Origin of the sequence: Bradyrhizobium lablabi, assembly GCF_900141755.1 — a bacterium.
GTDB lineage: Bacteria > Pseudomonadota > Alphaproteobacteria > Rhizobiales > Xanthobacteraceae > Bradyrhizobium > Bradyrhizobium lablabi_A.
Genome location: NZ_LT670844.1, coordinates 524,618 through 547,689, shown reverse-complemented (window position 1 = coordinate 547,689; position 23,072 = coordinate 524,618). Strand labels below are relative to the sequence as shown.

Annotated in this window: 20 protein-coding genes; 16 read left to right on the top strand and 4 right to left on the bottom strand. The window is 61.6% G+C overall.

From position 1 onward, the window contains the following. Positions 1-79 precede the first annotated feature (79 nt). From B5526_RS02615 to B5526_RS02560, 12 genes are all read left to right on the top strand, one after another. A complete protein-coding gene (locus B5526_RS02615; protein WP_079536638.1) occupies positions 80-1,039 on the top strand; it encodes a carbohydrate ABC transporter permease in 960 nt (319 codons plus the stop codon). Then, positions 1,032-1,970: a carbohydrate ABC transporter permease gene (locus tag B5526_RS02610; RefSeq protein WP_079536636.1), complete on the top strand. Its 939-nt coding sequence runs from the start codon at positions 1,032-1,034 to the stop codon at positions 1,968-1,970. Before B5526_RS02615 ends, B5526_RS02610 begins: the two co-directional genes overlap by 8 nt. Before the next feature lie 43 nt (positions 1,971-2,013). Continuing rightward, positions 2,014-3,000: a D-erythronate dehydrogenase gene (denD, locus tag B5526_RS02605; protein WP_079536634.1), complete on the top strand. Its 987-nt coding sequence runs from the start codon at positions 2,014-2,016 to the stop codon at positions 2,998-3,000. Between the two features lie 17 nt (positions 3,001-3,017). Continuing rightward, complete coding sequence (locus tag B5526_RS02600) at positions 3,018-3,962, top strand: sugar kinase (RefSeq protein ID WP_079536632.1); 945 nt, start codon at positions 3,018-3,020, stop codon at positions 3,960-3,962. Further along, positions 3,959-4,606 carry a bifunctional 4-hydroxy-2-oxoglutarate aldolase/2-dehydro-3-deoxy-phosphogluconate aldolase gene (gene eda, locus B5526_RS02595; protein ID WP_079536631.1) on the top strand — a complete coding sequence of 216 codons (648 nt, stop codon included), beginning with the start codon at positions 3,959-3,961 and terminating at the stop codon, positions 4,604-4,606. Before B5526_RS02600 ends, eda begins: the two co-directional genes overlap by 4 nt. Positions 4,607-4,664: 58 nt before the next feature. After that, entirely contained in the window at positions 4,665-5,834 is a 1,170-nt protein-coding gene (locus tag B5526_RS02590; RefSeq protein WP_079536630.1) for an acetyl-CoA acetyltransferase, read from the top strand. A 285-nt stretch (positions 5,835-6,119) separates the two neighbouring features. Next, complete coding sequence (locus tag B5526_RS02585) at positions 6,120-7,322, top strand: CaiB/BaiF CoA transferase family protein (RefSeq protein ID WP_079536629.1); 1,203 nt, start codon at positions 6,120-6,122, stop codon at positions 7,320-7,322. Between the two features lie 14 nt (positions 7,323-7,336). After that, the gene (locus B5526_RS02580; RefSeq protein ID WP_079536627.1) at positions 7,337-8,503 is read left to right on the top strand and encodes an acyl-CoA dehydrogenase family protein; all 1,167 of its coding nucleotides are present in this window, start codon (positions 7,337-7,339) and stop codon (positions 8,501-8,503) included. 144 nt (positions 8,504-8,647) lie between these two features. Continuing rightward, entirely contained in the window at positions 8,648-9,784 is a 1,137-nt protein-coding gene (locus tag B5526_RS02575; protein WP_079536626.1) for a thiolase family protein, read from the top strand. Then, on the top strand, positions 9,781-10,134 hold the full coding sequence (locus tag B5526_RS02570; RefSeq protein WP_079536624.1) for a Zn-ribbon domain-containing OB-fold protein: 354 nt from the start codon (positions 9,781-9,783) through the stop codon (positions 10,132-10,134). The genes B5526_RS02575 and B5526_RS02570 overlap by 4 nt, the downstream gene beginning before the upstream one ends. A 565-nt stretch (positions 10,135-10,699) precedes the next feature. After that, entirely contained in the window at positions 10,700-11,224 is a 525-nt protein-coding gene (locus B5526_RS02565; RefSeq protein WP_079536622.1) for a carboxymuconolactone decarboxylase family protein, read from the top strand. 188 nt (positions 11,225-11,412) lie between these two features. Beyond that, entirely contained in the window at positions 11,413-11,919 is a 507-nt protein-coding gene (locus tag B5526_RS02560; RefSeq protein ID WP_172841952.1) for an RICIN domain-containing protein, read from the top strand. Between the two features lie 135 nt (positions 11,920-12,054). On the opposite strand, the gene B5526_RS02555 is transcribed toward B5526_RS02560, so the two are convergent. Then, entirely contained in the window at positions 12,055-13,665 is a 1,611-nt protein-coding gene (locus tag B5526_RS02555) for an ABC transporter substrate-binding protein (protein WP_079536619.1), read from the bottom strand. A gap of 283 nt (positions 13,666-13,948) precedes the next feature. Between B5526_RS02555 and B5526_RS02550 the strand changes: the two genes are divergently transcribed. Further along, the gene (locus tag B5526_RS02550; protein ID WP_079536618.1) at positions 13,949-15,622 is read left to right on the top strand and encodes a sensor histidine kinase; all 1,674 of its coding nucleotides are present in this window, start codon (positions 13,949-13,951) and stop codon (positions 15,620-15,622) included. A 14-nt stretch (positions 15,623-15,636) separates the two neighbouring features. On the opposite strand, the gene glsA is transcribed toward B5526_RS02550, so the two are convergent. Both glsA and B5526_RS02540 read right to left on the bottom strand, forming a co-directional pair. Beyond that, on the bottom strand, positions 15,637-17,493 hold the full coding sequence (gene glsA / locus B5526_RS02545) for a glutaminase A (RefSeq protein ID WP_079536616.1): 1,857 nt from the start codon (positions 17,491-17,493) through the stop codon (positions 15,637-15,639). Between the two features lie 137 nt (positions 17,494-17,630). Further along, entirely contained in the window at positions 17,631-17,852 is a 222-nt protein-coding gene (locus B5526_RS02540) for an acetyl-CoA carboxylase biotin carboxyl carrier protein subunit (protein WP_079536615.1), read from the bottom strand. 157 nt (positions 17,853-18,009) lie between these two features. Here B5526_RS02540 and B5526_RS02535 point away from each other — a divergent pair, with 157 nt between their 5' ends. The 3 genes from B5526_RS02535 (at position 18,010) to B5526_RS02525 (ending at position 21,645) form a co-directional block, all read left to right on the top strand. Beyond that, positions 18,010-18,984 (top strand): IclR family transcriptional regulator, encoded by a 975-nt coding sequence (locus B5526_RS02535; RefSeq protein WP_079536613.1) that lies wholly within the window; start codon positions 18,010-18,012, stop codon positions 18,982-18,984. After that, positions 18,914-20,473, top strand: coding sequence for an acyl-CoA carboxylase subunit beta (locus tag B5526_RS02530; RefSeq protein ID WP_079536612.1), 1,560 nt, complete (start codon positions 18,914-18,916; stop codon positions 20,471-20,473). The genes B5526_RS02535 and B5526_RS02530 overlap by 71 nt, the downstream gene beginning before the upstream one ends. A gap of 179 nt (positions 20,474-20,652) precedes the next feature. After that, the gene (locus B5526_RS02525; RefSeq protein ID WP_172841951.1) at positions 20,653-21,645 is read left to right on the top strand and encodes a DUF805 domain-containing protein; all 993 of its coding nucleotides are present in this window, start codon (positions 20,653-20,655) and stop codon (positions 21,643-21,645) included. 31 nt (positions 21,646-21,676) lie between these two features. Here B5526_RS02525 and B5526_RS02520 read toward each other — a convergent pair whose 3' ends face one another. Then, positions 21,677-22,960 (bottom strand): MFS transporter, encoded by a 1,284-nt coding sequence (locus B5526_RS02520; protein WP_079536608.1) that lies wholly within the window; start codon positions 22,958-22,960, stop codon positions 21,677-21,679. Positions 22,961-23,072 lie beyond the last annotated feature (112 nt).

Genomic DNA, 23,072 nt, shown 5'->3' with positions numbered 1-23,072 from the left:
ATGGCGGAATATTCCGCCGCGTGCGCCGGTAACGACGGCATCGCTAGTGTTATGGGATTTCGTCTCTAGGGATTTGGCTATGGCTGACATCGCACTGCAACCCCGCACGGCCAAGCCGCAGATACGCGAGGCCACCGCGTGGGATCAGCTGAAAACCAACCGGAACTGGCTCGGTTTCTGGTTCATGCTGCCGGCGATGGGGTTTTTGATCTTCTTCCTGGCCTATCCGCTGGGGCTCGGAATCTGGATTTCGTTCACCGACGCGCGCATCGGACGGCCGGGCGTCTTCATCGGGACCGAAAATTACGAATGGCTGTGGGGCGATTCGATCTTTTGGCTCTCGGTGTTCAACACGTTGCTCTACACGGCGATCGCGAGCGCCATCAAATTCGCGGTCGGGCTTTATCTGGCGCTGTTGCTGAACGAGAACATGCCGTTCAAGGCGATGCTGCGGGCGATGGTCTTGATCCCCTTCATCGTGCCGACCGTGCTGTCGGCGCTGGCGTTCTGGTGGATTTTTGACTCCCAATTCTCGATCATCTCGTGGTCGTTGAAACACCTCGGGCTGATCACGCAGAACATCAACTTTCTCGGCGATACCACCTGGGCCCGGATTTGCGTCATCTTCGCCAATATCTGGCGCGGCGTGCCCTTTGTGGCGATCACGCTGCTCGCGGGCCTGCAGACGGTGCAGCCCTCGCTCTACGAGGCCGCGACGCTCGACGGGGCGAGCAAGTGGGAGATGTTCCGCTATATCACCTATCCGCTGCTGACCCCGATCATCGCTGTCGTGATGACGTTCTCGGTGCTGTTCACGTTCACCGACTTCCAGCTGATCTGGGCGATGACCCGCGGCGGCCCGGTCAACGCGACGCATCTGATGGCGACCTTGTCCTATCAGCGCGCCATCATCGCCGGCCAGCTCGGCGAGGGCGCGGCGATCTCGAGCGCGATGATCCCGTTCCTGCTCGCCGCGATCATGGTGTCCTGGTTCGGGCTGCAGCGCCGCAAGTGGCAGCAGGGAGAGAACAATGACTGATCTCCCCGCCTCAAAGCCGGTCAATCTAAAGGCGGTACTGTCGGGCACCGCGCCGACGGTGGCGCGGGTCGATAACTCCGAAGGCATGAGCTATCTGCAGTCGCTGCCGCGCCGGCTCGTCACGCTCTATCTGCCGCTGTCGATCATCGTGTTCATCCTGCTGTTTCCGTTCTACTGGATGGGCCTGACCGCGATCAAACCGGACGAGCAACTGCTCGATCTCGACAAGTTCAATCCGTTCTGGACCTGGAATCCGACCTTCAAGCACATCCACAAGCTGTTGTTCGAAAGCTATTATCCGCACTGGCTTTGGAACACGATGTATGTCGCGGTCTGCGCCACCGTGCTGTCGATCTTCGCCAGCGTGCTGGCGGCTTACGCGATCGTGCGGCTGCGCTATCGCGGCGCGCAATGGGTGGGCGGACTGATTTTCCTGTCCTATCTGGTGCCGCCGTCGATCCTGTTCATTCCGCTTGCGACCGTCGTGTTCCAGTACGGCCTGTTCGACTCGCCGATGGCGCTGATCCTGACCTATCCGACCATCCTGATCCCGTTCTCGACCTGGCTGTTGATGGGCTATTTCAAGACCATCCCGTTCGAACTGGAAGAATGCGCGCTGATCGACGGCGCCAGCCGCTGGCAGATCCTGATCAAGATCGTGCTGCCGCTCGCCGTTCCCGGACTGATCTCGGCCTTCATCTTCTGCTTCACGCTGTGCTGGAACGAGTTCATCTACGCTTTGACCTTCCTGCAATCGACCCAGAACAAGACGGTGCCGGTCGCGATCGTCAACGAGTTCGTCGACGGCGATATCTATCGCTGGGGATCGCTGATGGCCGGCGCGCTGGCGGGCTCGCTGCCGCTGGTCATACTTTACGCGTTCTTTGTCGAGCACTATGTATCGGCGATGACCGGAGCCGTGAAAGAGTGAGCGCGCGGGCCCGCATCTAAGATCAAGAACAAGGAGTTGGGTCTTGCACATTTTGGTTCTCGGCGCGGCCGGCATGGTCGGCCGCAAATTGGTCGAGCGGCTTTTGCGCGACGGCCGGCTCGGCAAGCGCGACATCAGCCGCATGACACTGCAGGATGTGGTGGCGCCGACACAGCCGGCAAAGGCGGGATTTCCGGTCGATACAATCGCGGGCGATTTCGCTGTAGCAGGCGTCGCCGAAAAGCTGGTCGCGGACCGGCCCGACGTGATCTTTCACCTCGCGGCGATCGTCTCGGGCGAGGCCGAGCTCGATTTCGACAAGGGCTATCGCATCAATCTCGACGGCACGCGGATGTTGCTCGACGCGATCCGGCTGGCCGGGAATGGCTATAAGCCACGCGTCGTTTTCACCTCCTCGATCGCGGTGTTCGGCGCGCCGTTTCCGGACAAGATCGGCGATGAGTTCTTTCACACGCCGTTAATGAGCTACGGGACGCAAAAGGCGATCGACGAGCTTTTGCTGGCCGATTATTCGCGCCGCGGTTTTATGGACGGTATCGGCATTCGTCTGCCGACCATCTGCATCCGTCCCGGTCTCCCCAACAAGGCGGCGTCGGGATTCTTCTCCAACATCCTGCGCGAACCGCTCGCCGGCAAGGAAGCGGTGCTGCCGGTCTCCGAGGATGCCCGCCACTGGCACGCCACGCCGCGCTCGGCGGTCGGTTTTTTGCTTCATGCCGCGACCCTCGATAGCGCGACCGTCGGACCGCGCCGCAACCTCACTATGCCCGGCCTTTCCGCGACCGTCGGCGAGCAGATCGCAGCGCTCAAGCGCGTGGCGGGGGAAAAGGTGGCGGCGCGGATCAAGCGCGAGCCGGACCCGTTCATCGTGGGCATTGTCGCCGGCTGGCCGCGCGATTTCGACCCCAAACGGGCGCGCAGCCTCGGCTTCACCACCGCCGAAAAGACCTTTGACGACATCATCCGGATTCACATCGAGGATGAACTGGGTGGCAAGTTCGTCGCCTGACGTTTAAGGATGCGGTCATGACCAAAGTGGCCTGCATCGGCGAGTGCATGATCGAGTTGAAGCAGGCCGAAGGCGGCTTGTTTTCGCGCGGGTTTGGCGGCGACACGCTGAACACCGCGGTCTACCTTGCCCGCCTTGGCGTCGATGTCGACTACATCACCGCGCTCGGTGACGATTCCCTCAGCGACGAGATGATCGCGGGCTGGGCCGCCGAGGGTGTCGGAACCGGACGGGTTGCGCGGCTGAATGGCAAATTGCCCGGCATCTACATGATTCAGACCGACCAATTCGGCGACCGCCGCTTCTTTCACTGGCGGGAGAGCGCGGCCGCGCGCAGCTTGATGGATTTGCCCGCGACCGACGACATCCTGGAGTCGCTTGCGACCTATGACGTCGTCTATCTCTCGGCGATTACGCTGTCGATTTACAGCGCGCAGGGGCGGGCGAAATTGATTGGCGCGCTCCAGCGCGCGCGAAAGGGCGGCGCCCGCATTGCCTTCGACACCAACTTCCGCGCCCGTGGCTGGCCCGATCCCGACGTCGCGCGCACCGTCTTTGACGAAGCGTTTGCAGCATCCGATATTGTGCTGGCTTCGACGGAGGATTTGCTGCCGCTCTACCCTTACGAAAGCGACGAGCAGCTAATGGCGCGCATCCACTGCAGCGAAGCCGTACTAAAACTTCTCCAGCCTGCGAGCATTGTGCGGTTAGAAGGCGTTTCACGGCAGGTAAGGGCCGAGCCAGTGACACGGCCAGTCGTCGATACCACGGCGGCCGGCGACAGTTTTTCGGCTGCCTACATCGCCGCACGGTTGGCGGGCACGGAGCCAGTTGAAGCCGCGCGGGCCGGGCATCGTCTTGCCGGCGTCGTGGTGTGCTATCCCGGCGCGATCATCCCGCGCTCGGCGATGCCGGCCAAACCTGCGCCGGTACCGGCAACCTCTCGCAAGGCTTCTCCATGACCGCGACATCGAAACAGGAAAAACTCGCCGCGCTGTTCGCCTCGGCCCGTGTGATCCCCGTTCTCACCATTGAACGGCTTCACGACGCGGTACCGCTCGCCAAGGCTCTGGTTGCGGGCGGCGTGCGCGTGCTGGAAGTCACGCTGCGCACTCCCGTGGCGATCGAGGCTGCCAGGGCGATCATGGCCGAGGTGCCGGATGCCATCGTCGGTATCGGCACCATCCTGAACGCAGCCGATCTGGATCGCGCGGAAGCGCTTGGCGTCCAATTCGGCATCAGCCCTGGTGCTACGCCCGATTTGCTGAAAGCTGCCGCCGCAAGCACGTTGCCGTACGCGCCGGGGATAGCGACCGCATCCGAATTGATGCAGGCGCTTGCCCATGGCTTTGGTCTGGTCAAATTCTTCCCGGCGGAGCAGGCGGGCGGCATCAAGGCGCTTCGCGCGTTGGCGGGCCCGTTTCCGGATGCACGGTTTTGTCCGACCGGCGGTATTTCCGAGGCCAATGCGGGGACGTGGCTGAGCGAGAGAAACGTGGTCGCGGTGGGCGGTTCGTGGCTGTGCCCGCCGGCGGATGTCAGGTCCGGCAACTGGGAAGGCATAACTGGCATATGCGATCGGACGATGAAATCGCTCAATCCTTGAGTGAAGAATCCCGTCCGATAGGTTACAAACCGAAGCGAACCAGACAGGGAGAACGACCATGACAGCCAGCATCGTCGGATGGGCGCACACGCCGTTCGGCAAGCTCGACACCGAGACGGTGGAGAGCCTCGTGGTCCGCGTCGCGAACGAAGCGCTCGCCGATGCCGGCGTTTCCGCTTCTGATGTCGACGAGATCGTGCTCGGGCATTTCAACGCCGGCTTCTCGCCGCAGGATTTTACCGCCTCGCTGGTGCTGCAGGCCGATCCGCAACTCCGCTTCAAGCCGGCGACGCGGGTAGAAAATGCCTGCGCTACCGGAACCGCGGCCGTGCATCAGGGCATCCGGGCCATCGCCGCGGGCGCCGCGAAGATCGTGCTGGTGGTCGGCGTCGAGCAGATGACGCGGACGCCTTCGGCCGAGATCGGCCGGAACCTGTTGCGCGCGTCCTATCTGCCCGAAGACGGCGATACGCCCGGCGGCTTTGCCGGGGTATTCGGCAAGATCGCGCAGGCCTATTTCCAGAAATACGGCGACCAGTCCGACGCGCTGGCGATGATCGCTGCCAAGAACCACAAGAACGGCGTCGCCAACCCCTATGCGCAGATGCGCAAGGATTTTGGTTTTGAATTTTGTCGTTCCGAAAGCGAGAAGAACCCGTACGTGGCGGGACCGCTGAAGCGGACCGATTGCTCGCTGGTCTCGGACGGCGCGGCGGCATTGGTGCTGACCGATTCTGAAACCGCAAAGTCGATGGGCAAGGCCGTCAACATCCGCGCCACCGCCCACGCCCAGGATTTCCTGCCGATGTCGAAGCGCGACATCTTGCAGTTTGAAGGCTGCACCGTGGCTTGGCAGCGCGCACTGCAATCGGCCGGCATAAAACTCTCTGATTTATCCTTTGTCGAAACCCATGACTGTTTCACCGTGGCCGAACTGATCGAATATGAGGCGATGGGCTTGACGCCGCGCGGGCAGGGCGCCCGCGCCATCAAAGAAGGCTGGACCCAGAAGGATGGCAAGCTGCCGGTCAATCCGTCGGGCGGATTGAAGGCAAAGGGCCATCCGATCGGCGCTACCGGCGTCTCCATGCATGTGATGACCGCGATGCAGCTGTTGGGTCAGGCGCCCGAGGGCATGCAGATCAGAGACCCAAAACTCGCCGGTATCTTCAACATGGGCGGTGCGGCGGTTGCCAACTACGTCTCGCTGCTGGAGCCGGTGAAGTAAGGGGCGCCGCGCTCCATCAACACGTCATGCCCCGCAAAGGCGGGGCATCCAGTATTCCAGAGACCTCGCCATTATCGGACCGTCTCTGGGATACTGGATCGTCCGCCTTCGCGGACGATGACAGCTGATGATGAGGTTGGGTCCCGGCTCAAGGCCGGGACGACACTGAATGTGAGGCACCGGCGCATACGTCCATACGCCTGACGCCCTTGATCTTGCCGGCGCCCTGCCGTTAGTTGGCCCGAGACAATAGCGCCACGCGCGTCATCGGGAGCGAACAAAACCATGGGACCGTTAGAGGGCGTCAAGATCATCGACATGACGACCGTGCTGATGGGGCCCTATGCCACCCAGATGCTCGGCGACTATGGCGCCGACATCATCAAGATCGAAACGCTCGATGGCGATGTCACGCGGCTGATCGGCCCCACCCGTCATTCTGGCATGGGGCCGGTGTTCCTCAATACCAACCGCAGCAAGCGCAGCATCGCGCTCGATCTGAAAAAACCGGCCGGGCGCGATGCGGTGCTGCGGCTGATCGCCTCCGCCGATGTGCTGGTCTACAACGTCCGTCCGCAGGCGATGGCGCGGCTGCAGCTCGGTTATGAATTGGTGTCGAAGGTCAATCCGCGCCTGATCTATGCCGGCGTGTTCGGTTTTGGCCAGGAGGGACCTTACGCCGCAAAACCCGCTTATGACGATCTGATCCAGGGCGCGACCGCGCTGCCGGCCTTGATGGCGCAGACCAGCGACGGCGTGCCGCGCTATGTCCCGAACGCGCTGGTCGATCGCATCGTCGGACTGACGGCGGTCGGCGCGATCTGCGCCAGCCTCGTGCACCGCGACCGCACCGGGCGCGGGCAGCGCGTGGATATCCCGATGTTCGAGACCATGGCGGGGTTTGTGATGGGCGATCACATGGGCGGTCTTACCTATGATCCGCCACTCGACAAAGGCGGTTACGCGCGGCATCTGTCACGCGACCGGCGGCCCTACAAGACCTCCGACGGCTATATCTGCGTGATCGTCTATAACGACAAGCAATGGGCAAATTTCTTCGAGGCCACCGGCCGTGACGATTTGCGCAACGATCCCAAATTTGCAACTTTTGCCGGACGCTCTACCAATATCGATACGGTGTATGCTGAGCTCGCCCGCATCTTCGAGACGCGCACCACCGCCGAGTGGAGCGAGCTGCTCGAAAAAGCCGACGTCCCCGTGATGCCCATGCATGATCTCGAGAGCATCCTGCAGGACCCGCATATGGTCGCAACCGGTTTCTTCCCGGTGGTCGAGCATCCGACCGAGGGAAAAATCCGTAACATGAAAGTGTCGACGACCTGGTCGGAGACGCCTGTGGAACCGACGCGGCTGGCGCCGCGGCTGAATGAGCACGGCGCGGAGATTTTACGCGAGGCGGGATTCTCCGCCGACGAGATCGCGGCGCTGGTGCGCGACGGCGTCACCAAAGCCGCTATCGGCGCCTGAGGGGATTGAGAGCGATGGACTTTGCACTGTCAGCCAACCAGGAATCGATCCGCGATGCCGTTGCAAAAATCTGCGCGCGATTTGACGACGCCTATTGGCTGAAGAAGGACAAGGAGGGCGGTTATCCCGCCGACTTCCATAAGGCGCTAGCCGATGCCGGCTGGCTCGGCATCTGCATCCCGGAACAATATGGCGGGTCGGGTCTGGGCATTCTCGATGCCGCGATCATGATGCGGACCATCTCGGAGTCCGGCGCGGGCATGTCCGGGGCTTCCGCCGTGCATATGAATGTGTTTGGGCTCAATCCCGTCGTCGTGTTCGGCACCGAGGAGCAGTGCAGACGCATGTTGCCGCCGATTGTCGAGGGAACGCAGCGGTCGTGCTTTGCCGTCACCGAGCCCAATACCGGCCTCAACACCACGCAACTAAAGACCCGCGCGGTACGATCCGGCAACAAATACGTCGTCAACGGCCAAAAGGTCTGGATCTCCACCGCGCAGGTCGCCGAAAAAATCTTACTCCTTGCGCGCACTACGCCGTTGGAGGAAGTCAAAAATCCCACCCACGGGCTCAGCCTGTTTTATACGGATTTCGACCGCAGCCGCATCACCGTTCATGAAATCGAGAAGATGGGCCGCAAGGCGGTCGATTCCAATGAGCTCTTCATCGAGAATTTTGAGATTCCGGTCGAAGATCGGCTCGGCGAGGAGGGACGCGGTTTTGAGTATATCCTGCACGGCATGAATCCGGAGCGCATCCTGATCGCGGCCGAAGCGGTCGGGCTCGGCAATGTCGCGCTTTCGCGCGCTGCCGCTTATGCCAAAGAGCGCAACGTGTTCAACCGTCCGATCGGCAAGAACCAGGCGATCCAGCATCCGCTGGCAAAGAACTGGATGGAGCTCGAGGCGGCCTGGCTGATGACGCTCTCGGCCGGCTGGCAATACGATCAGGGCCTGCCCTGCGGGCCCGCGGCCAACGCTGCAAAATATCTCGCCGCCGAAGCCGGCTATCACGCCTGCGAGCAGGCGGTCATGACCCATGGCGGTTTTGGTTACGCCAAGGAATTTCACGTCGAGCGCTATTTGCGCGAATCCCTGATCCCGCGCATCGCGCCGATCAGCCCGCAGCTCATTCTCAGCTTTATCGCCGAGAAGGTGCTGGGCCTGCCGAAGTCGTATTGAGATGAGCAGGATTGTTAATCCGTCATTCCGGGGCGCGCGAAGCGCGAACCCGGAATCTCGAGATTCCCCGATGCGCATTGCGCATCTGAGGTCTGGTCCTTCGGACCATCCCGGAATGACGAGGTCACACGAAGTGGCCCGACCATGAGCTTCATCACCGGCGTCGGACTGACCGCTTACGGCCGGCACGAAGGCTCTTCCTCGCTCGACCTCATGAGCAAGGCAGCCGAGCTAGCGATAGCCGATGCCGGGCTGAAACGCGCCGAGATCGATGGCATCCTCTGCGGCTATTCCACCGTCTCGCCGCACATCATGCTCGCGACCGTGTTCGCCGAGCATTTTGGCATCCGCCCGTCTTACGCGCATGCCGTCCAGGTCGGCGGCGCCACTGGGCTCGCGATGACGATGCTGGCGCATCATCTGGTCGAGGCCGGCGTCGCGAGGCATGTGCTGGTGGTCGGAGGCGAGAACCGGTTGACCGGCCAGAGCCGCGACGCCTCGATCCTGGCGCTGGCGCAGGTCGGACATCCCGACTACGAGGTGCCGCTGGGGCCGACCATCCCCGCTTATTACGGGCTCGTCGCCTCGCGCTACATGCACGAATACGGCGTTACCCAGGAGGACCTCGCCGAATTCGCGGTGCTGATGCGCGCCCACGCGCTGACCCATCCCGGCGCGCAGTTTCACGATCCAATTACCGTCGCCGATGTGATGGCCTCAAAGCCGGTCGCGCTGCCGCTAAAGCTTTTGGATTGCTGCCCGGTGTCGGACGGCGGCGCGGCGTTTGTCGTCAGCCGCGAACCGACCTCCGAGACCGCCGTGCGCGTGCGTGGCTGCGCGCAGGCGCATACCCATCAACACGTCACAGCGGCGCCCGCTTTGAGCGAACTCGGCGCCGAGATTGCGATCGCGCGCGCAAAGCAAGCTGCCGGCGTCGCAATCTCGGACGTGCGTTACGCCGCGGTCTACGACAGTTTTACCATTACGCTGGCGATGCTGCTGGAAGATCTTGGACTCGCCAGGCGCGGGGAGGCGGCTGCGCGCGTGCGCGCCGGATATTTTGGCCGCGATGGCGAAATGCCGCTCAACACCCATGGTGGGCTCTTGAGTTACGGCCATTGCGGCGTCGGCGGTGCGATGGCGCATCTGGTCGAAACCCATCTGCAGATGACGGGACGCGCGGGAAAGCGCCAGGTGCGCGACGCCTCGATCGCGCTGTTGCATGGCGACGGCGGCGTACTGTCATCGCACGTCAGCATGTTCCTGGAGCGGGTGCGATGAGCGGCGACTGGACCACGGGCACGGAAGCGATCGTCTATCAATCCTGCGCGGCGTGCGGCGCTATCCAATATTTCCGCCGAACCTTCTGCGTCGGTTGCGGCGCGCCGGACCCGGTCGAAAAGCGCGCCAGCGGCGAGGGCACGGTTTACGCCGCGTCGCTGGTCTGCCGCGCCGCAACGCCGCAAACCCGCGCGCACATTCCCTACAACATCGTTCTCATAGATACGCGCGAGGGCTTTCGCATGATGGCCCATGGCGACAATGATCTGGCCATCGGCGATGAGGTCACCGCGCGCTTTGCGCAGTTTGCCGGCCACCTCGTTCCGTATTTTGAAAAGGCAAAATCATGAGCCGTCTCGCGACCGCTCTGCCGTCATTGCGAGCGCAGCGAAGCGAAGCAATCCAGATGTGACGCGGTACCGGTGGCTGGATTGCTTCGTCGCGTGCGCTCCTCGCAATGACGGTTTTCACCGCCAATAAAAAACAACGCTGGCGATGACGAGCATTGCCGTCACCGCCAGCGTTTGCGCAAGCGCCTCCGAGGCCGCCCTCTTGGTGGCTTCCTTCATGCAGTTCTCCCTAGACTCGGGCGCGAGTCATCATTGCCCGCAAAGGCCTGTGACTCGACGATTTTTTACTCGGGACACCCCACGACGAGTATTCGCTTTGACGAGTCCCCACTCAGCGAATATCGACCGTGCCAAGGTCGAACAGTAATGCGGCGGCATTTTGACTCAGCCGTGACGAGTTGGCGAACCCTTGGTCGGCCGACGTCTTCTTCGCGGTCGACGGCGTCACTGAATTTGCGAGGTGGCGCAAGCTGTTGATCCCAGATGTTGAGCCGGATAGTGTTCCGGATGGAAGCTGCTTTCGAAAAAAAATCGCGACCAACGTCGCAAAACCCCAAGGTGAAATATGGCCCGCATCGACTATTGCGATACTTCGAAATCGAATGAGCGGACGCGCGAGATCCTGGGGAAGAACCGCAACGCCAATATTTTCCGGATGATGGCGCATTCGCCAAGCTATTTCGAGCAATATTGCCGGCTCGGCGGCGCCATCCGCAACAAGGGGGAACTCGATCCCGTGGTGCGGGAACTCGCCATCACGCGCACGGGCATCCTGTGCGAGGCGCCCTATGAGATCGTCGCCCACAAGCGCATCGGCAGGAATGTCGGCGTTACCGACGAGCAGAATGCCGCGCTCGAGGATTGGAAATCCGCGACCTGTTTTAACGAGACGCAGCGCGCAGCGCTCGCCTTCACCGATGAAATCGTCGCCATGCGCCGCCCGACGGACGCGACGTTCAAGGCAATCGCGACAAAACTGACGCCGGCGGCGCTGGTCGAATTGCAGCTCTCGGTCGGCTTCTACATCATGACGTCGAAGTTTTTGGAAACGTTTGAGATCGACATGCAGCCGGTGTCGGAAGTGGTGTGAATCGCTGGTCGTGCTTCCACGACACGGACTTATAGGCGCTCGTCTTCGGGTCGAAGATGGCGAACTCTATTTTAAGGTGTGAACCAGCTCATACTCACGGTGTGCCTGTTCCGCGCATAGTGCGCCCACATCGCCCAGCGATGGTAGCGCTCTGTCAGGCATTCAAGCCTCAACCGTGGAGCAAAATCATGAAGAGAAATATTCTGCTAAACACCGCATTTATTGCATTGGTATCTAGCTCTTCCCAAGTGATGGCGGCCGAATATTTTGAGCTCAAAGCCGTGCATAGCGGCAAGTGCGCTCAGGTCAATGGCCTCTCTCAGGACAATGGCGCCAAAATTACTCAGTGGCAGTGTGTAGATCAGCCTAATGTTTTATGGCGCAAAATAAATGCCGGAAACGGCTATTTCAAGCTTCAAGCGAAGCACAGCGGCAAATGCGCCCAAGTGAACGGAGCTTCACAGAATAACGGCGCTGACATTACGCAGTGGGATTGTGTCAATCAGAATAACGTCCTGTGGAAACAGGAACCTGCAGGCGACACGTCATATTACATCATAAACAAGGCTTCGGACAAATGTATGCAGGTTGATGGAATCTCACAGGGTAACGGCGCCAATATTAGTCAATGGGATTGCGTCAATCAGCCCAATGTTAAGTGGGAGATTACGGGGCCGTCGCAAATAATCGACTGAATTAGGGAGAGCATCGCGATCAAGCCAGACAACGAGCGCGCGATTGGCCTGCATATGTGTTCGCGCGCCTGGCCGCAGGCAGTTACTCAGAGAACCTGCTCCTCGTGATGCTCACCTTTTTCAAAGTTGGACCCTTCACTCCGACTTATCGATGTTCCAGAACACCGGCGTCGCCGGGCCGTCGAGCACGCCGGACAGCGATTTCCGCCACGCGCTCGGTGCGAGATATTGTCCGAGCGGGATGTAGATCACCTGGTCGTAGACTTCCTGCTGGATGTCGGCCGCGATCTTCTTCTGCTCGTCGGGCGATGACGCGCGCACGAAGGCGTCGCGCAACGCTTCCTCCTTGGGGTCATCGGGCCAGCCGAACCAGCTGCCATTCTTGCCTTTGGCGGTGATCGGAAAGTGGGCGACCGGGTTCGCGACGTCGGCGCTGGTGAAGTTGGTGAAGAACATGTTCCAGCCGCCCTCGCTCGGCGGCTTCTGGCTGGCGCGGCGGGTGACCACGGTCTGCCAGTCGGTCGCCTGCACATCGACCTTGAAACCCGCTTCGCGCAACAATTGCGCCGCGACGATCGGCTGCGCCTTCAATGTAACCACATCGCCGGGCGCCATGATGACAATGGGCGTGCCGTCATAGCCGGATGCGGCGAGCAGCTTCTTCGCTTCCGCCATGCCGTTGCCCTTCACCAGCGTCTCGGAGCCGACATCGGTCGCAAGCGGCGTGTCGCAGATAAAGATGGCGCCGCAGATGCGATAATATTTGGGGTTGCCAACCAACCCGTCCAGCACGTCCTTCTGGTTCAGCGCCATCAAGGCGGCGCGGCGCACCTTTAAGTTATCGAAGGGCGGATAAAGGAAGTTCATCCGTCCGACCGTCTGGAAGCCGAACTTGTTCAGGTCTTCAACCCTGAGATCCGGGTTGGCGGCCAGCACCGGCAAAATATCCCATGACGGATTTTCCATGAAATCGATGTCGCCGGATTGCAGCGCGTTCACCGCGGTCTGGGCGTCCGCCATGGTGATCCATTCGACGCGATCGACCTTCACTATCTTGCCACCGGCGGTCCAACTCGCCGGCTCCTTGCGAGGCACGTAGTCCTTGTTCTTCTCATAGACCGCCTTCACGCCGGGCTGGAATTCGGCGGCCACGAATTTGAACGGACCGGAGCCGATCTGCTCCTTGATCTGCTGGCCGGGCGGCGTTTCCGCAAGCCGCTTCGGCATCATGAACGGCACCAGCGACGAGGGCTTGCCGATCGTTTCCAAGACCAGGCCGTAAGGCTCCTTCAGTTTGAGCACGATGGTCTTGGCGTCGGGAGCCTCGATGCTGGCGGTGAAATCCATCAGCTTCTGGCCCATGCCGTCGTTCTTGCCCCAGCGCTTCAGCGAGGCCACGCAATCTTCCGCCGTCACCGGCGCGCCGTCATGCCATTTCAAGCCGTCGCGCAATGTGAAGGTGTAGGTGAGCTTGTCGTCGGAGACTTTCCAATCCGCCATCTGCGGCTGGATCTTGAAGTTGGCGTCGGTCGCGAGCAGCGTGTCATAGACCATGTAGCCGTGATCGCGCGTGATGTAGGCGGTGGTGAAACCGGGATCGATGACGCGCAGGTCGGAATGCATCACCGCGGTGATGGTCTTGGCGTCGGCCGGCGCAGAGGCCGCCATCGCGGCGGCGAGCGTAAGAGCCGGAAGGATGATCTTCGAGGCGATCACCGGACATTTCCAACGCGCGATCTGGAACATTCGATCTCTCCTGAGTGAAACCGGTCAAGGACCGATAGTTGGTTAGGCAATGCGAGCGTACCAGATAGGGGCCAGGCGCAGGGCCCGCGGCCACATGCAGAAAATGTCGGTGTGAGATTTATGGTACCTCTCTGCACCACCAAAGCTCCTGCAATCTCACCTGTTGTACATCTCCTGCAATTTCTGGGCCGTTAAGGGCGGCCAGCCGAAGCAGCAGTGACGAAACCGGCGAAGCCGTATAAGCTTCGTGCACACGTTCCAGCCGCCGCGAAGAGTCGCTCCGATGCTGAATACGGACGCCGCCATCGTCCCAGTGGAACAGCATTTTATCCTCTCGAGCTTGCCGCCGAGCCGCGCGCAGAGACGGCTCGCCGTTGCCGTCGTGCTCGCCTTGCTGTTCGCCTTTGCCATCACGGAGGGGCCGCTCTCGACCATCCAGCTGGGGCGGATCGACCACTTCGTCCCGATTTATGCCACCGCGATGTTCCTGACCGATTCGATCACCGCCGTCCTGCTGTTTGCCCAGTTCTCCATGTTGCGTTCGCGTGCCCTGCTCGCGATCGCGAGTGGATATCTCTACACCGCACTCATCGTCATCCCGTGGATGCTGACCTTTCCGGATGTCTTCTCGCCGAATGGCCTGCTTGGTGCCGGGCTGCAGAGCACCAGCTGGCTCTACACCCTGTGGCACGCCGGTTTTGCCATGTTCGTGATCGCCTATGCCCTGTCGAAGGATAACGATCCGGCCAGGCGGTTGTGGCGGGGCTCCGCAGCTGTGGCCATCCTTTTGAGTGTTGCCATGACCGCGGCTATCGTCTGTGCCGTGGCGTATATTGTTACAGCGGGCGATGCATTATTGCCGCGCATCAATCTCGATCCGCTCCACTTCTCCACCCTCTGGCAGTTTATTGCCAGCTGTCTGGCCCTGTGGAGCGCCCTTGCAGTCATCTTGCTCTGGATTCGCCAGCGTTCGGTGCTCGACCTGTGGCTGATGGTGGTGATGTCCGCATATGTGATAGAGATCTGTCTGATCGCGTTTCCCATTCCGGCCCGCTTCAGCTTCGGCTGGTATGCCGGCCGGTTCTACGGGCTCATATCCAGCAGTCTCCTGCTGTTTGTCCTGCTGTACGAGATCACGATTCTTTACGCGCAGCTGCTCCGCGCGGTCCTTGCCCAACGCCGAGAGCGCGAGGCGCGGCTGATGACCGGGGACGCGGTCTCGGCAACGATCGCGCACGAGGTCAAGCAGCCCTTGGCCGGGATGGTAACGAATGCCGATGCGGGCTTAAATTGGCTTGATCGCTCGAAGCCCGATCTCGATCAGGCGAAGGCGGCATTCAGGCAGATCGTCGCAGATGGCCATCGCGCGGCAGCGGTGATTGAAAGCATTCGGGCGATCTTCAAGAAGGACGCCCGCAACAGAACTTCGCTCGACATCAACGAACTTATCGGAGAAGCCCTCGCCTTGACGCGCGGCGATCTGCAAAGGCACCGGATAGCGGTACAAACCGAGCCGAATGCCGAGCTACCCCAAGTAAGAGGAGATCGAATCCAGCTGCAGCAAGTGCTCCTGAACTTGATCGCCAACGCGATCGATTCGATGGCGACCAAGGATGGGGCGCGGGTCCTGTGCGTGAGGTCCGAGGCCCACGACGGCGGCGGCGTCATGGTATCGGTGGCGGACACCGGAACCGGAATCGGCTCGCAAGACCTCGAGCGCTTATTCAATCCGCTGTTCACGACGAAATCGGGCGGCATGGGGATGGGCCTGTCGATCTGCCGTTCGATCATTGAGGCCCATGGTGGGCGGCTGTGGGTTGTCCCGAACAAGCCCGAGGGCACCGTCTTTCAGTTTTTGCTGCTCGCCGAGGTTTCGACTGCTTCACGGCGAGAGCAGCCCGACAACTTCCACCTCGTTCGCGCCTCTGAAAGCACAGGCATCGCCGACGGATCGTGAGTGCGCTTTTTTTCCTACGTCGCCGTCAGCAAATTCACCTTGCTGTTGGCCGCGATCAGGCGGTCGGCGAGCATCTGCGCCAGATTGCGCATGATCCGTTCGCCGGCGCGCGGATGCTGTTCGCGGAAACGCTCGAAATCGGCGAGCAGCACTTCGAGCGCGGTGACGGATTGGTCGGCCACGACGTCGGCCGAACGGTGCCCCTCCAATAGCGCCATTTCGCCGAAGGGCATGCCGGCCGCAATCGTCGCGAGCCGGATACCGCCGGGCAGCGTGACATGGACGACGCCGCTCCTTAGGAAATACAGCGACGTTGCGGGCTCCGTTGTCGCGATGATCTTCTCGCCTGCGTGGTAGGTTCGGATCGTGCCCAGCGAGGCGAGCTGTGCAAGTTCCTCCGCGCCCAGTCCCGCCAGCAGCGGCTGTTCGGAAAGCTCGGTCATCTCAACCGCCTCAATCGCGCCGCCGTGGCGATAGACGATCTGGTCTTCCGCCCATTCGATGGCGTCGTCGAGCAGAGGGAAGTTGCGCACATTCGAAAGCGTGTCGGTCCATTCGGCGACGATTTTCCATTCCGGCGAGGAGCGCTTGGTGCCGGACAGGATCGCAGTGACATTGAAGTGCGCCAGTTCGCGGAAACCCTCGGCCAATAGCCGGGCGCCGGCGCGCGTGACCGATGCCACCCGGCGCAGGTCGAAGATGATGAAATGCGGGCGCGGTTTCTCCGCAAGCTGACGGGAGACGTAATCGACATTGGAAAATGTCAGCGTCCCCACCAGTTCGATGATGCGGACGTCCCGGTGGTGGCTTGCGAGAATCTTCTGCTCGTGCGGCCGGCGGCTGCGCCGCGACGCGCTCTTGCCGATGTCGTAGTCGGCGATGATGTTGTGCGCATCCTCGCTGCGGTTGAGCATATGCAGGTCGTAATGCGCCGACAGCGCCTCGCAGACCTTGATGCCGCGCACGCTATTGCCGTGGCTGTCGAGCCGCGGCGAATAGCTGCCGAGCCCGAGCCGCGCCGGCAATGCCGCCAGAATGCCGCCGCCGACGCCGCTTTTGGCGGGAATACCGACGCGATAGATCCATTCGCCGGCATAATCATACATGCCGGATGAGGTCATCACCGACAGCGTCCGTGAAACCGCGTAAGGGGTCACCACCTGTTCGCCGGTCACGGGGTTGATGCCGTGATTGGCGAGCGTTGCCGCCATCACCGCGCTGTCGCGCGCCGTCACCAGCACCGAACATTGCCGGAAATAGACCTCCAGCACCTTGCTGACGTCATCCTTGATGACGCCGGAGTTGCGCAGCATATAGGCGATGGCGCGGTTGCGATCGCCGGTTGCGCTTTCCGACGCAAACACCGCCTCGTCGACGCCGAGCTCGCGCCCGGCGAAGCGGCCGAGCGCCTGACGGATATATTCGAAAGCGCCGTCGCCTTCGGCCTCGCGAATAAGCGCGGAACACGCGATCGCCCCGGCATTGACCATCGGATTGAACGGATGGTTGTTGGCATCGAGCCGGATCGAATTGAAGGGATCGCCTGACGGTTCGACGCCGATCGCGCTTTCGACATGGTCCGCGCCGAGCGTATCCAGCGCCAGCGCAAACACGAAGGGTTTTGACATCGACTGGATCGTGAACGGCTCGCGGCTGTCGCCGACCTCGTAGACATAGCCGTCGATGGTGGCGAGGCTGATGCCGAAATGATTTGGGTCGGCCTTGCCGAGTTCGGGGATGTAATTGGCGACCGCGCCGCCGGTCTCCACGGAGAAATCGGCATGGCAGGCGTCGAGGAACCGTCGCAGCGGCGACTTCAGGGCGGCCCAGTCGTTGGCATGCCGGCGAGGGGCCGGGTGCGAGCTGTTCATGTCGGGTCCCCGCGACGCGGTGAGGTCACCGCGAGGCTGGTTTTACGCCGCATCGGCCAGCGCCGAAACCGGCGCTATCGCCTAATATGGGGGCAGAGGAGATACTGCGAAGCGGCAGCGCCTCAAAATTGAGGCGTTCAGGTCTCGACGATCGCCAGCACCTGGCCCTCGGCGACCACATCATCGAGGCTGACCAGGATCGATTTGAGCTTGCCGGCCGCGGGCGATGCCACCGGGATCTCCATCTTCATGGCTTCGACAAAGGCAATATCGTCGCCGTCGCCGACGCTGCCGCCGACTTCCACGGGAAGCGCGCAAATCCGCCCGGCCACTTCGGTCACAATCTTGATGTCTGGCATTCCGTTCTCCGGGGCAGCCACTGCACGCAATCGCGGTCGGGATACGCGCATTATAAAAGGGCGGGCGCCCTCGGCTTGTGGCCGCAGATTGCCTGAGGTAGCTTGATCTGCAAGTGGAATTTTATTCCGCCAGACGGAATGATCGGCAGGGCGCCACATGGGACGACGTTCGGAGCGGCTCAGTAAACAGGGAATGCTCGCCAGCGATCTCGCCGGCGAGGGTGACGTCATCCAGGTCGTATCGCGCGCATTCGACGTGTTGCGCTGCTTCGAGGGCCACGAGGCGCGGCTCGGCAATCTGGAAATCTCCAATCGCTGCGGGCTGCCGCGATCGACCGTGTCGCGCCTGACCCATACGCTGACCCGGATGGGCCAGCTCGTCTACCTGCCGCGCGACCAGAAATACCGTATTGGCCCGAGCGCGGTCGCCATGAGTACCTCGATGATGCGGGGCCTGCAGTTGCGCAATTTGATCCGGCTGCGATTGCAGGATGTCGCCGAGCAATTGCCGGGGACCGTCGGTTTTGTCATCCCCGATCGTTTCCACCTGGTTTATCTGGAGTTTGCGCGCGCCGACAACGCGCTCGGCCTGCATGAAACCATCGGCAGCCGCATCGCTATGGCGAGCACCGCCGCAGGCCACGCCTATACGGCGGCCCTCGATGACGACGTCGGCGATGCCTTGCTCATCGAAATGGAACGGGAAACTCCAGAAGCCGCCAAGCTGCTGCGGCCCCGTCTCGAGGACAACCGCCGCTTCCTGCGCGAGCATGGTTATGTCGTCGCCTGCGGCCTATGGAGCCCGCACATCAACGGCCTCGCGGTGCCGCTGTGGTCGCCGCAATACCAGACCTTCGTCGTGGTCACGATCGGTCTGCTCTCGGCGATGTATGATGAGAAGCGGCTGCACAAGGAGGTCGCGCCAAGGCTTTTGGACCTGGGCGCCGCGGTCGGCAGCCTGCTTGAAGGCGGCGACGGAGAACTGTTCAACAATCGGCTGGAGAGAAAGGCGCTTCCGGTCCCGAACCATCATAACAAGATGATCAAGACGGAGGATACGAATGAACTGGAAGCCGGAGCTCGACGACCTCGCTCGGCGCGAAGCGTTCGCGCGCGAGATGGGCGGCGTTGACAAGGTCAAGCGACAACGCGACCAGGGCCGGCTCACCGTCCGCGAGCGCATCGACAAACTGCTCGATCAAAAGAGCTTTCACGAGATCGGAGCCATTTCCGGCATCGCCGAATATGACGAGAACGGCGAACTCAAGAATCTGACGCCGGCGAATTGCGTGTTCGGTCGCGGCAAGATCGACGGCCGCACCGTGGTCGTGGTCGGGGATGATTTCACCGTGCGCGGCGGCTCCGCGGACGCCTCGATCTCGGCAAAGCCTTTGATGGCCGAGGAGATGGCGCATGATTTTCGGCTGCCGATCATCCGGATGATCGAAGGCTCCGGCGGTGGCGGCTCGGTGAAGACCATCGAGACCAAGGGCGCGGCCAATCTGCCGGGCGGCATCGGCGGCACGCGCTGGTACTGGTACACGACCTCGAACATGGCCCGCGTGCCGGTGGTAGGCTTAGGCCTCGGCTCGGTTGCGGGCTTGGGCGCCGCCAGGCTGGCGGCGAGCCATTATTCGGTGATGACAAAAAACTCGGCGATGTTTGTGGCGGGTCCGCCGGTCGTAAAACGGCTCGGCCAGGACCTGACAAAACAGGAACTTGGCGGCGCCGAGATCCAGACCCGCGCCGGCGGCGTCGACGATGCCGTCGAGACCGAAGAGGAAGCGTTCGAGCGCGCCAAGCGCTTTCTGTCCTATCTGCCGTCCTCGGTCTACGAATTGCCGCCGACGCTTGAGAGCAACGACGATCCGGAACGAGAGGACGAATCCCTGATGAAGGCGGTGCCGCGCAGCCGCCGCCAGGTCTACAAGATGCGCCCCATCATCAATGCCGTTGTCGACAAGGGCTCGTTCTTCGAAATGGCCTCGAATTTCGGCCGCTCGATGATCGTGGGGCTGGCGCGGCTCGAAGGCCGCGCGGTGCTGCTGCTCGCCAGCGATCCCTTTCACTATGGCGGATCATGGACGGCGGAAGCCTGCCAGAAAGTGGTGCGCTGGGTCGATTTTGCGGAAACCTTCCATCTGCCGGTGGTCTATCTGATGGATTGCCCGGGTTTTATGATTGGGCTTGACGCGGAGAAAGCCGCAACCATCCGCCACGGCGTGCGCGCGATGGCGGCCGTCAACCAGACCACGGTGCCCTGGTGCACCATCATCGTGCGCAATTCCTTCGGCGTCGCCGGCGTCGTGCATCAGCCGGCCGACCGCTTTTCGATCCGCTACGCCTGGCCCTCGGCCTATTGGGGCTCGCTGCCGCTCGAAGGCGGCATTGAGGCCGCCTATCGCGCCGACATCGACGCCGCCGCCGATCCCGCGGCGAAGCTGAAGGAGATCGAGGACCGCCTCAACAAATTGCGCTCGCCGTTCCGCTCGGCCGAAAAATTCTGGGTCGAGGAAATCATCGACCCGCGCAAGACCCGCTCGTTGTTGTGCGAATTTGCGCGCCTCGCCGAACCGCTGCGCACGCCGGGGCCGGCGACCAATATGACGATCAGGCCTTAGGCGCCCGAGCGCGTTTCCATCAAGCTTAATTTAGCCTTGCGCGCAGGTCGACAACATTAGCGAGTGGCCGCGCAGTGTTGCAGCCTTTACGCTTTTGCAATGGAATGAGGCATAGCCTGCGATCAGCTTATCGGAAACTCCGACCCTCTCCAGCGGTCGTGATGTCTCAGGAAACGCCGATGAAATTCTTGGATCTGTGGCAAGGCCGCACTGGCCGGCTTCCTTATCTCGCCGCGCTTATCATCTCATCCGCAGCGATTGTCGTCCTGCCTTTCATTGCAGGCACGATTACAATGGCCTACGCCGCAGGCATGGACCCCGCGATGGCGATCGTGCGCGCGCTATTGCGTCCGTTACTGCTCGGGATCGGTTTGCTCGTCATGGGCGGACCCCTCGTGTTCTTTGCCCGGCGACGCCTACGTGAACTCGGTCTCTCCGGCGTATGGCTTCTGCTTTTCCCGATCGGCCCGCTCCAGATGCTGTTCGCGTTCGGAATCGCGAGCGCGTCTCTGGGCGTATGGCCATTGCCTACGACCTCGCCCGTCACAGGGCTGCCATTCTGGTTTGAAATGGCGTTCGGAGCATTGTTGGCTGTTCTTCCAAGCGGAGATTACCTTGAGCACAGCCCCAAAAAAATTCTGAGATTTGCGCATTTTGCCACCACCTGCGAAGGCCGGCTCGGCCGCCAAACCTTCCTCCTTCATTTGTCAATCTCCCTTGGGCTGATATTGGCAATCGTCCTTGGCCAGATGATCATCATCGGAGTTCTCGGCATATTTAGTCCGATACGTGGACTCGCTCGGCCTGGTGCACAATCCATATCCATATCGATGCTTGCGGGCGCGGCAGCCTTGGCAAGCGCGCTGCTGACCGGGTTTGTGATGATGTTCGTGACGGCGTCGACCATCAGGCGCCTTCACGATCTAAACCAAAAAGGTTGGTGGATCATCCTGTTCCCGTTCGGCCTGCCGTCAGTGCTCACTCTCACCTTTCTGGCGAACCCGCTGATGCTGGCTTCCCTCCTCATTAATCCGTTTACCGCGCTTTCAATCGTGCAAGGCCTTGGGTGCCTGATCCTGCTTATCTGGCTTCTCTCGAAGCGCGGCAGCGACCTCGACAATACCTATGGGCTATCGGTCAACCCGCCCGATCTCAGTCCTTCCTCGGCCTAAAATTGCGAGGTAAGCGCCTTGGACTACATGCTTACGCTGTGACCGGCTTCACCTGCCGCGAGATCGCCAGCACGATCAACGCGGCAACGATGCATAACGCGCCAGCGGCGAAGAAGGCCGGCAGATAGCTCGCAAGCAAGGTTCGTGACAGGCCGGCACCGAACGCTGCGGTGGCTGCGCCGAGCTGGTGGCCGGCAAAGATCCAGCCGAACACCAGATTGGCGCGCTCGGGCCCGAAGCGTTGCGCGGTGAGCCGCACCGTCGGCGGCACGGTGGCGATCCAGTCGAGGCCGTAGAACATCGCAAACAGTGACAGCCCATAAAACGAGAAGTTGGTGAAGGGCAGGAACAATAGCGACAGCCCGCGCAGGCCGTAATACCAGAACAGCAGATACCTGTTGTCGTAACGATCCGACAGCCAGCCCGAGACGATGGTGCCGAAGAAATCGAAAATGCCCATGGCGGCGAGCAGGCTCGCGGCCTGAACCTGCGGAATGCCGAAATCGAGGCACATCGGAATCAGATGCACCTGGACCAGGCCGTTGGTTGAGGCGCCGCAGATGAAGAAAGTCGCGAACAGGATCCAGAACACCTGTGACTTCGAGGCGTCGCGCAAGGTGCCCAGTGCCGCCGCCATGATCGGGGCGTTGTTGGGAGGCGGCGCCGGCAGCGGCTCCGTGCCTTTATCGCCGAACGGCCGCAAACCGAGGTCGCTCGGGCGATCACGCATGATCATCAGCACGGCGAATGCCGCGACGCCCAGCATCAGGCATACCAGTCCCAGCGCGATCCGCCAGCCGTAGCGATCCGTCAGCGTTGCCAGCAGCGGCAGGAAGACGAGCTGGCCCGTCGCGACGCTGGCGGTGAGAATGCCGACCACCAATCCGCGCCGCGCCACGAACCAGCGCGTGGCGATGGTTGCGCCCAATACCAGCGCGGTCATGCCGGTGCCGATGCCGATCACCACGCCCCACAGCAGCATCAGGTGCCAGACCTTTGTCATCGCCAGCGAGGCCACGAGGCCGGAGACCACCACCAGCAAGGCCGCGAGCGTCACATTGCGCAGGCCGTAGCGGTTGAGCAGCGCCGCGGCAAACGGCGCCATCAGTCCGAACAGAATGAAACGGATCGACAGCGCGGAGGAAATTTCCGCCGTGGTCCAGCCGAATTCATGTTGCAGCGGCACGATGAACACGCCGGGCGCGCCCACCGTGCCGGCCGAGATCAGCGCGGTGAAGAAGGTCACGCCGACCATCACCCAGCCGTAATGAATATTGCGGCGGGCAAGCGCGGCCGACAGCCAATTCGAGATCATTGAGCCCCTGAAAACTTATCTGGAAGGTTGCACATCCTAACGTAACGGCCGCGCGACATAAATGCCGCACTTCCCTCGTTTTAGGACATGGCCGTAGCGCTAGAGCCTGATT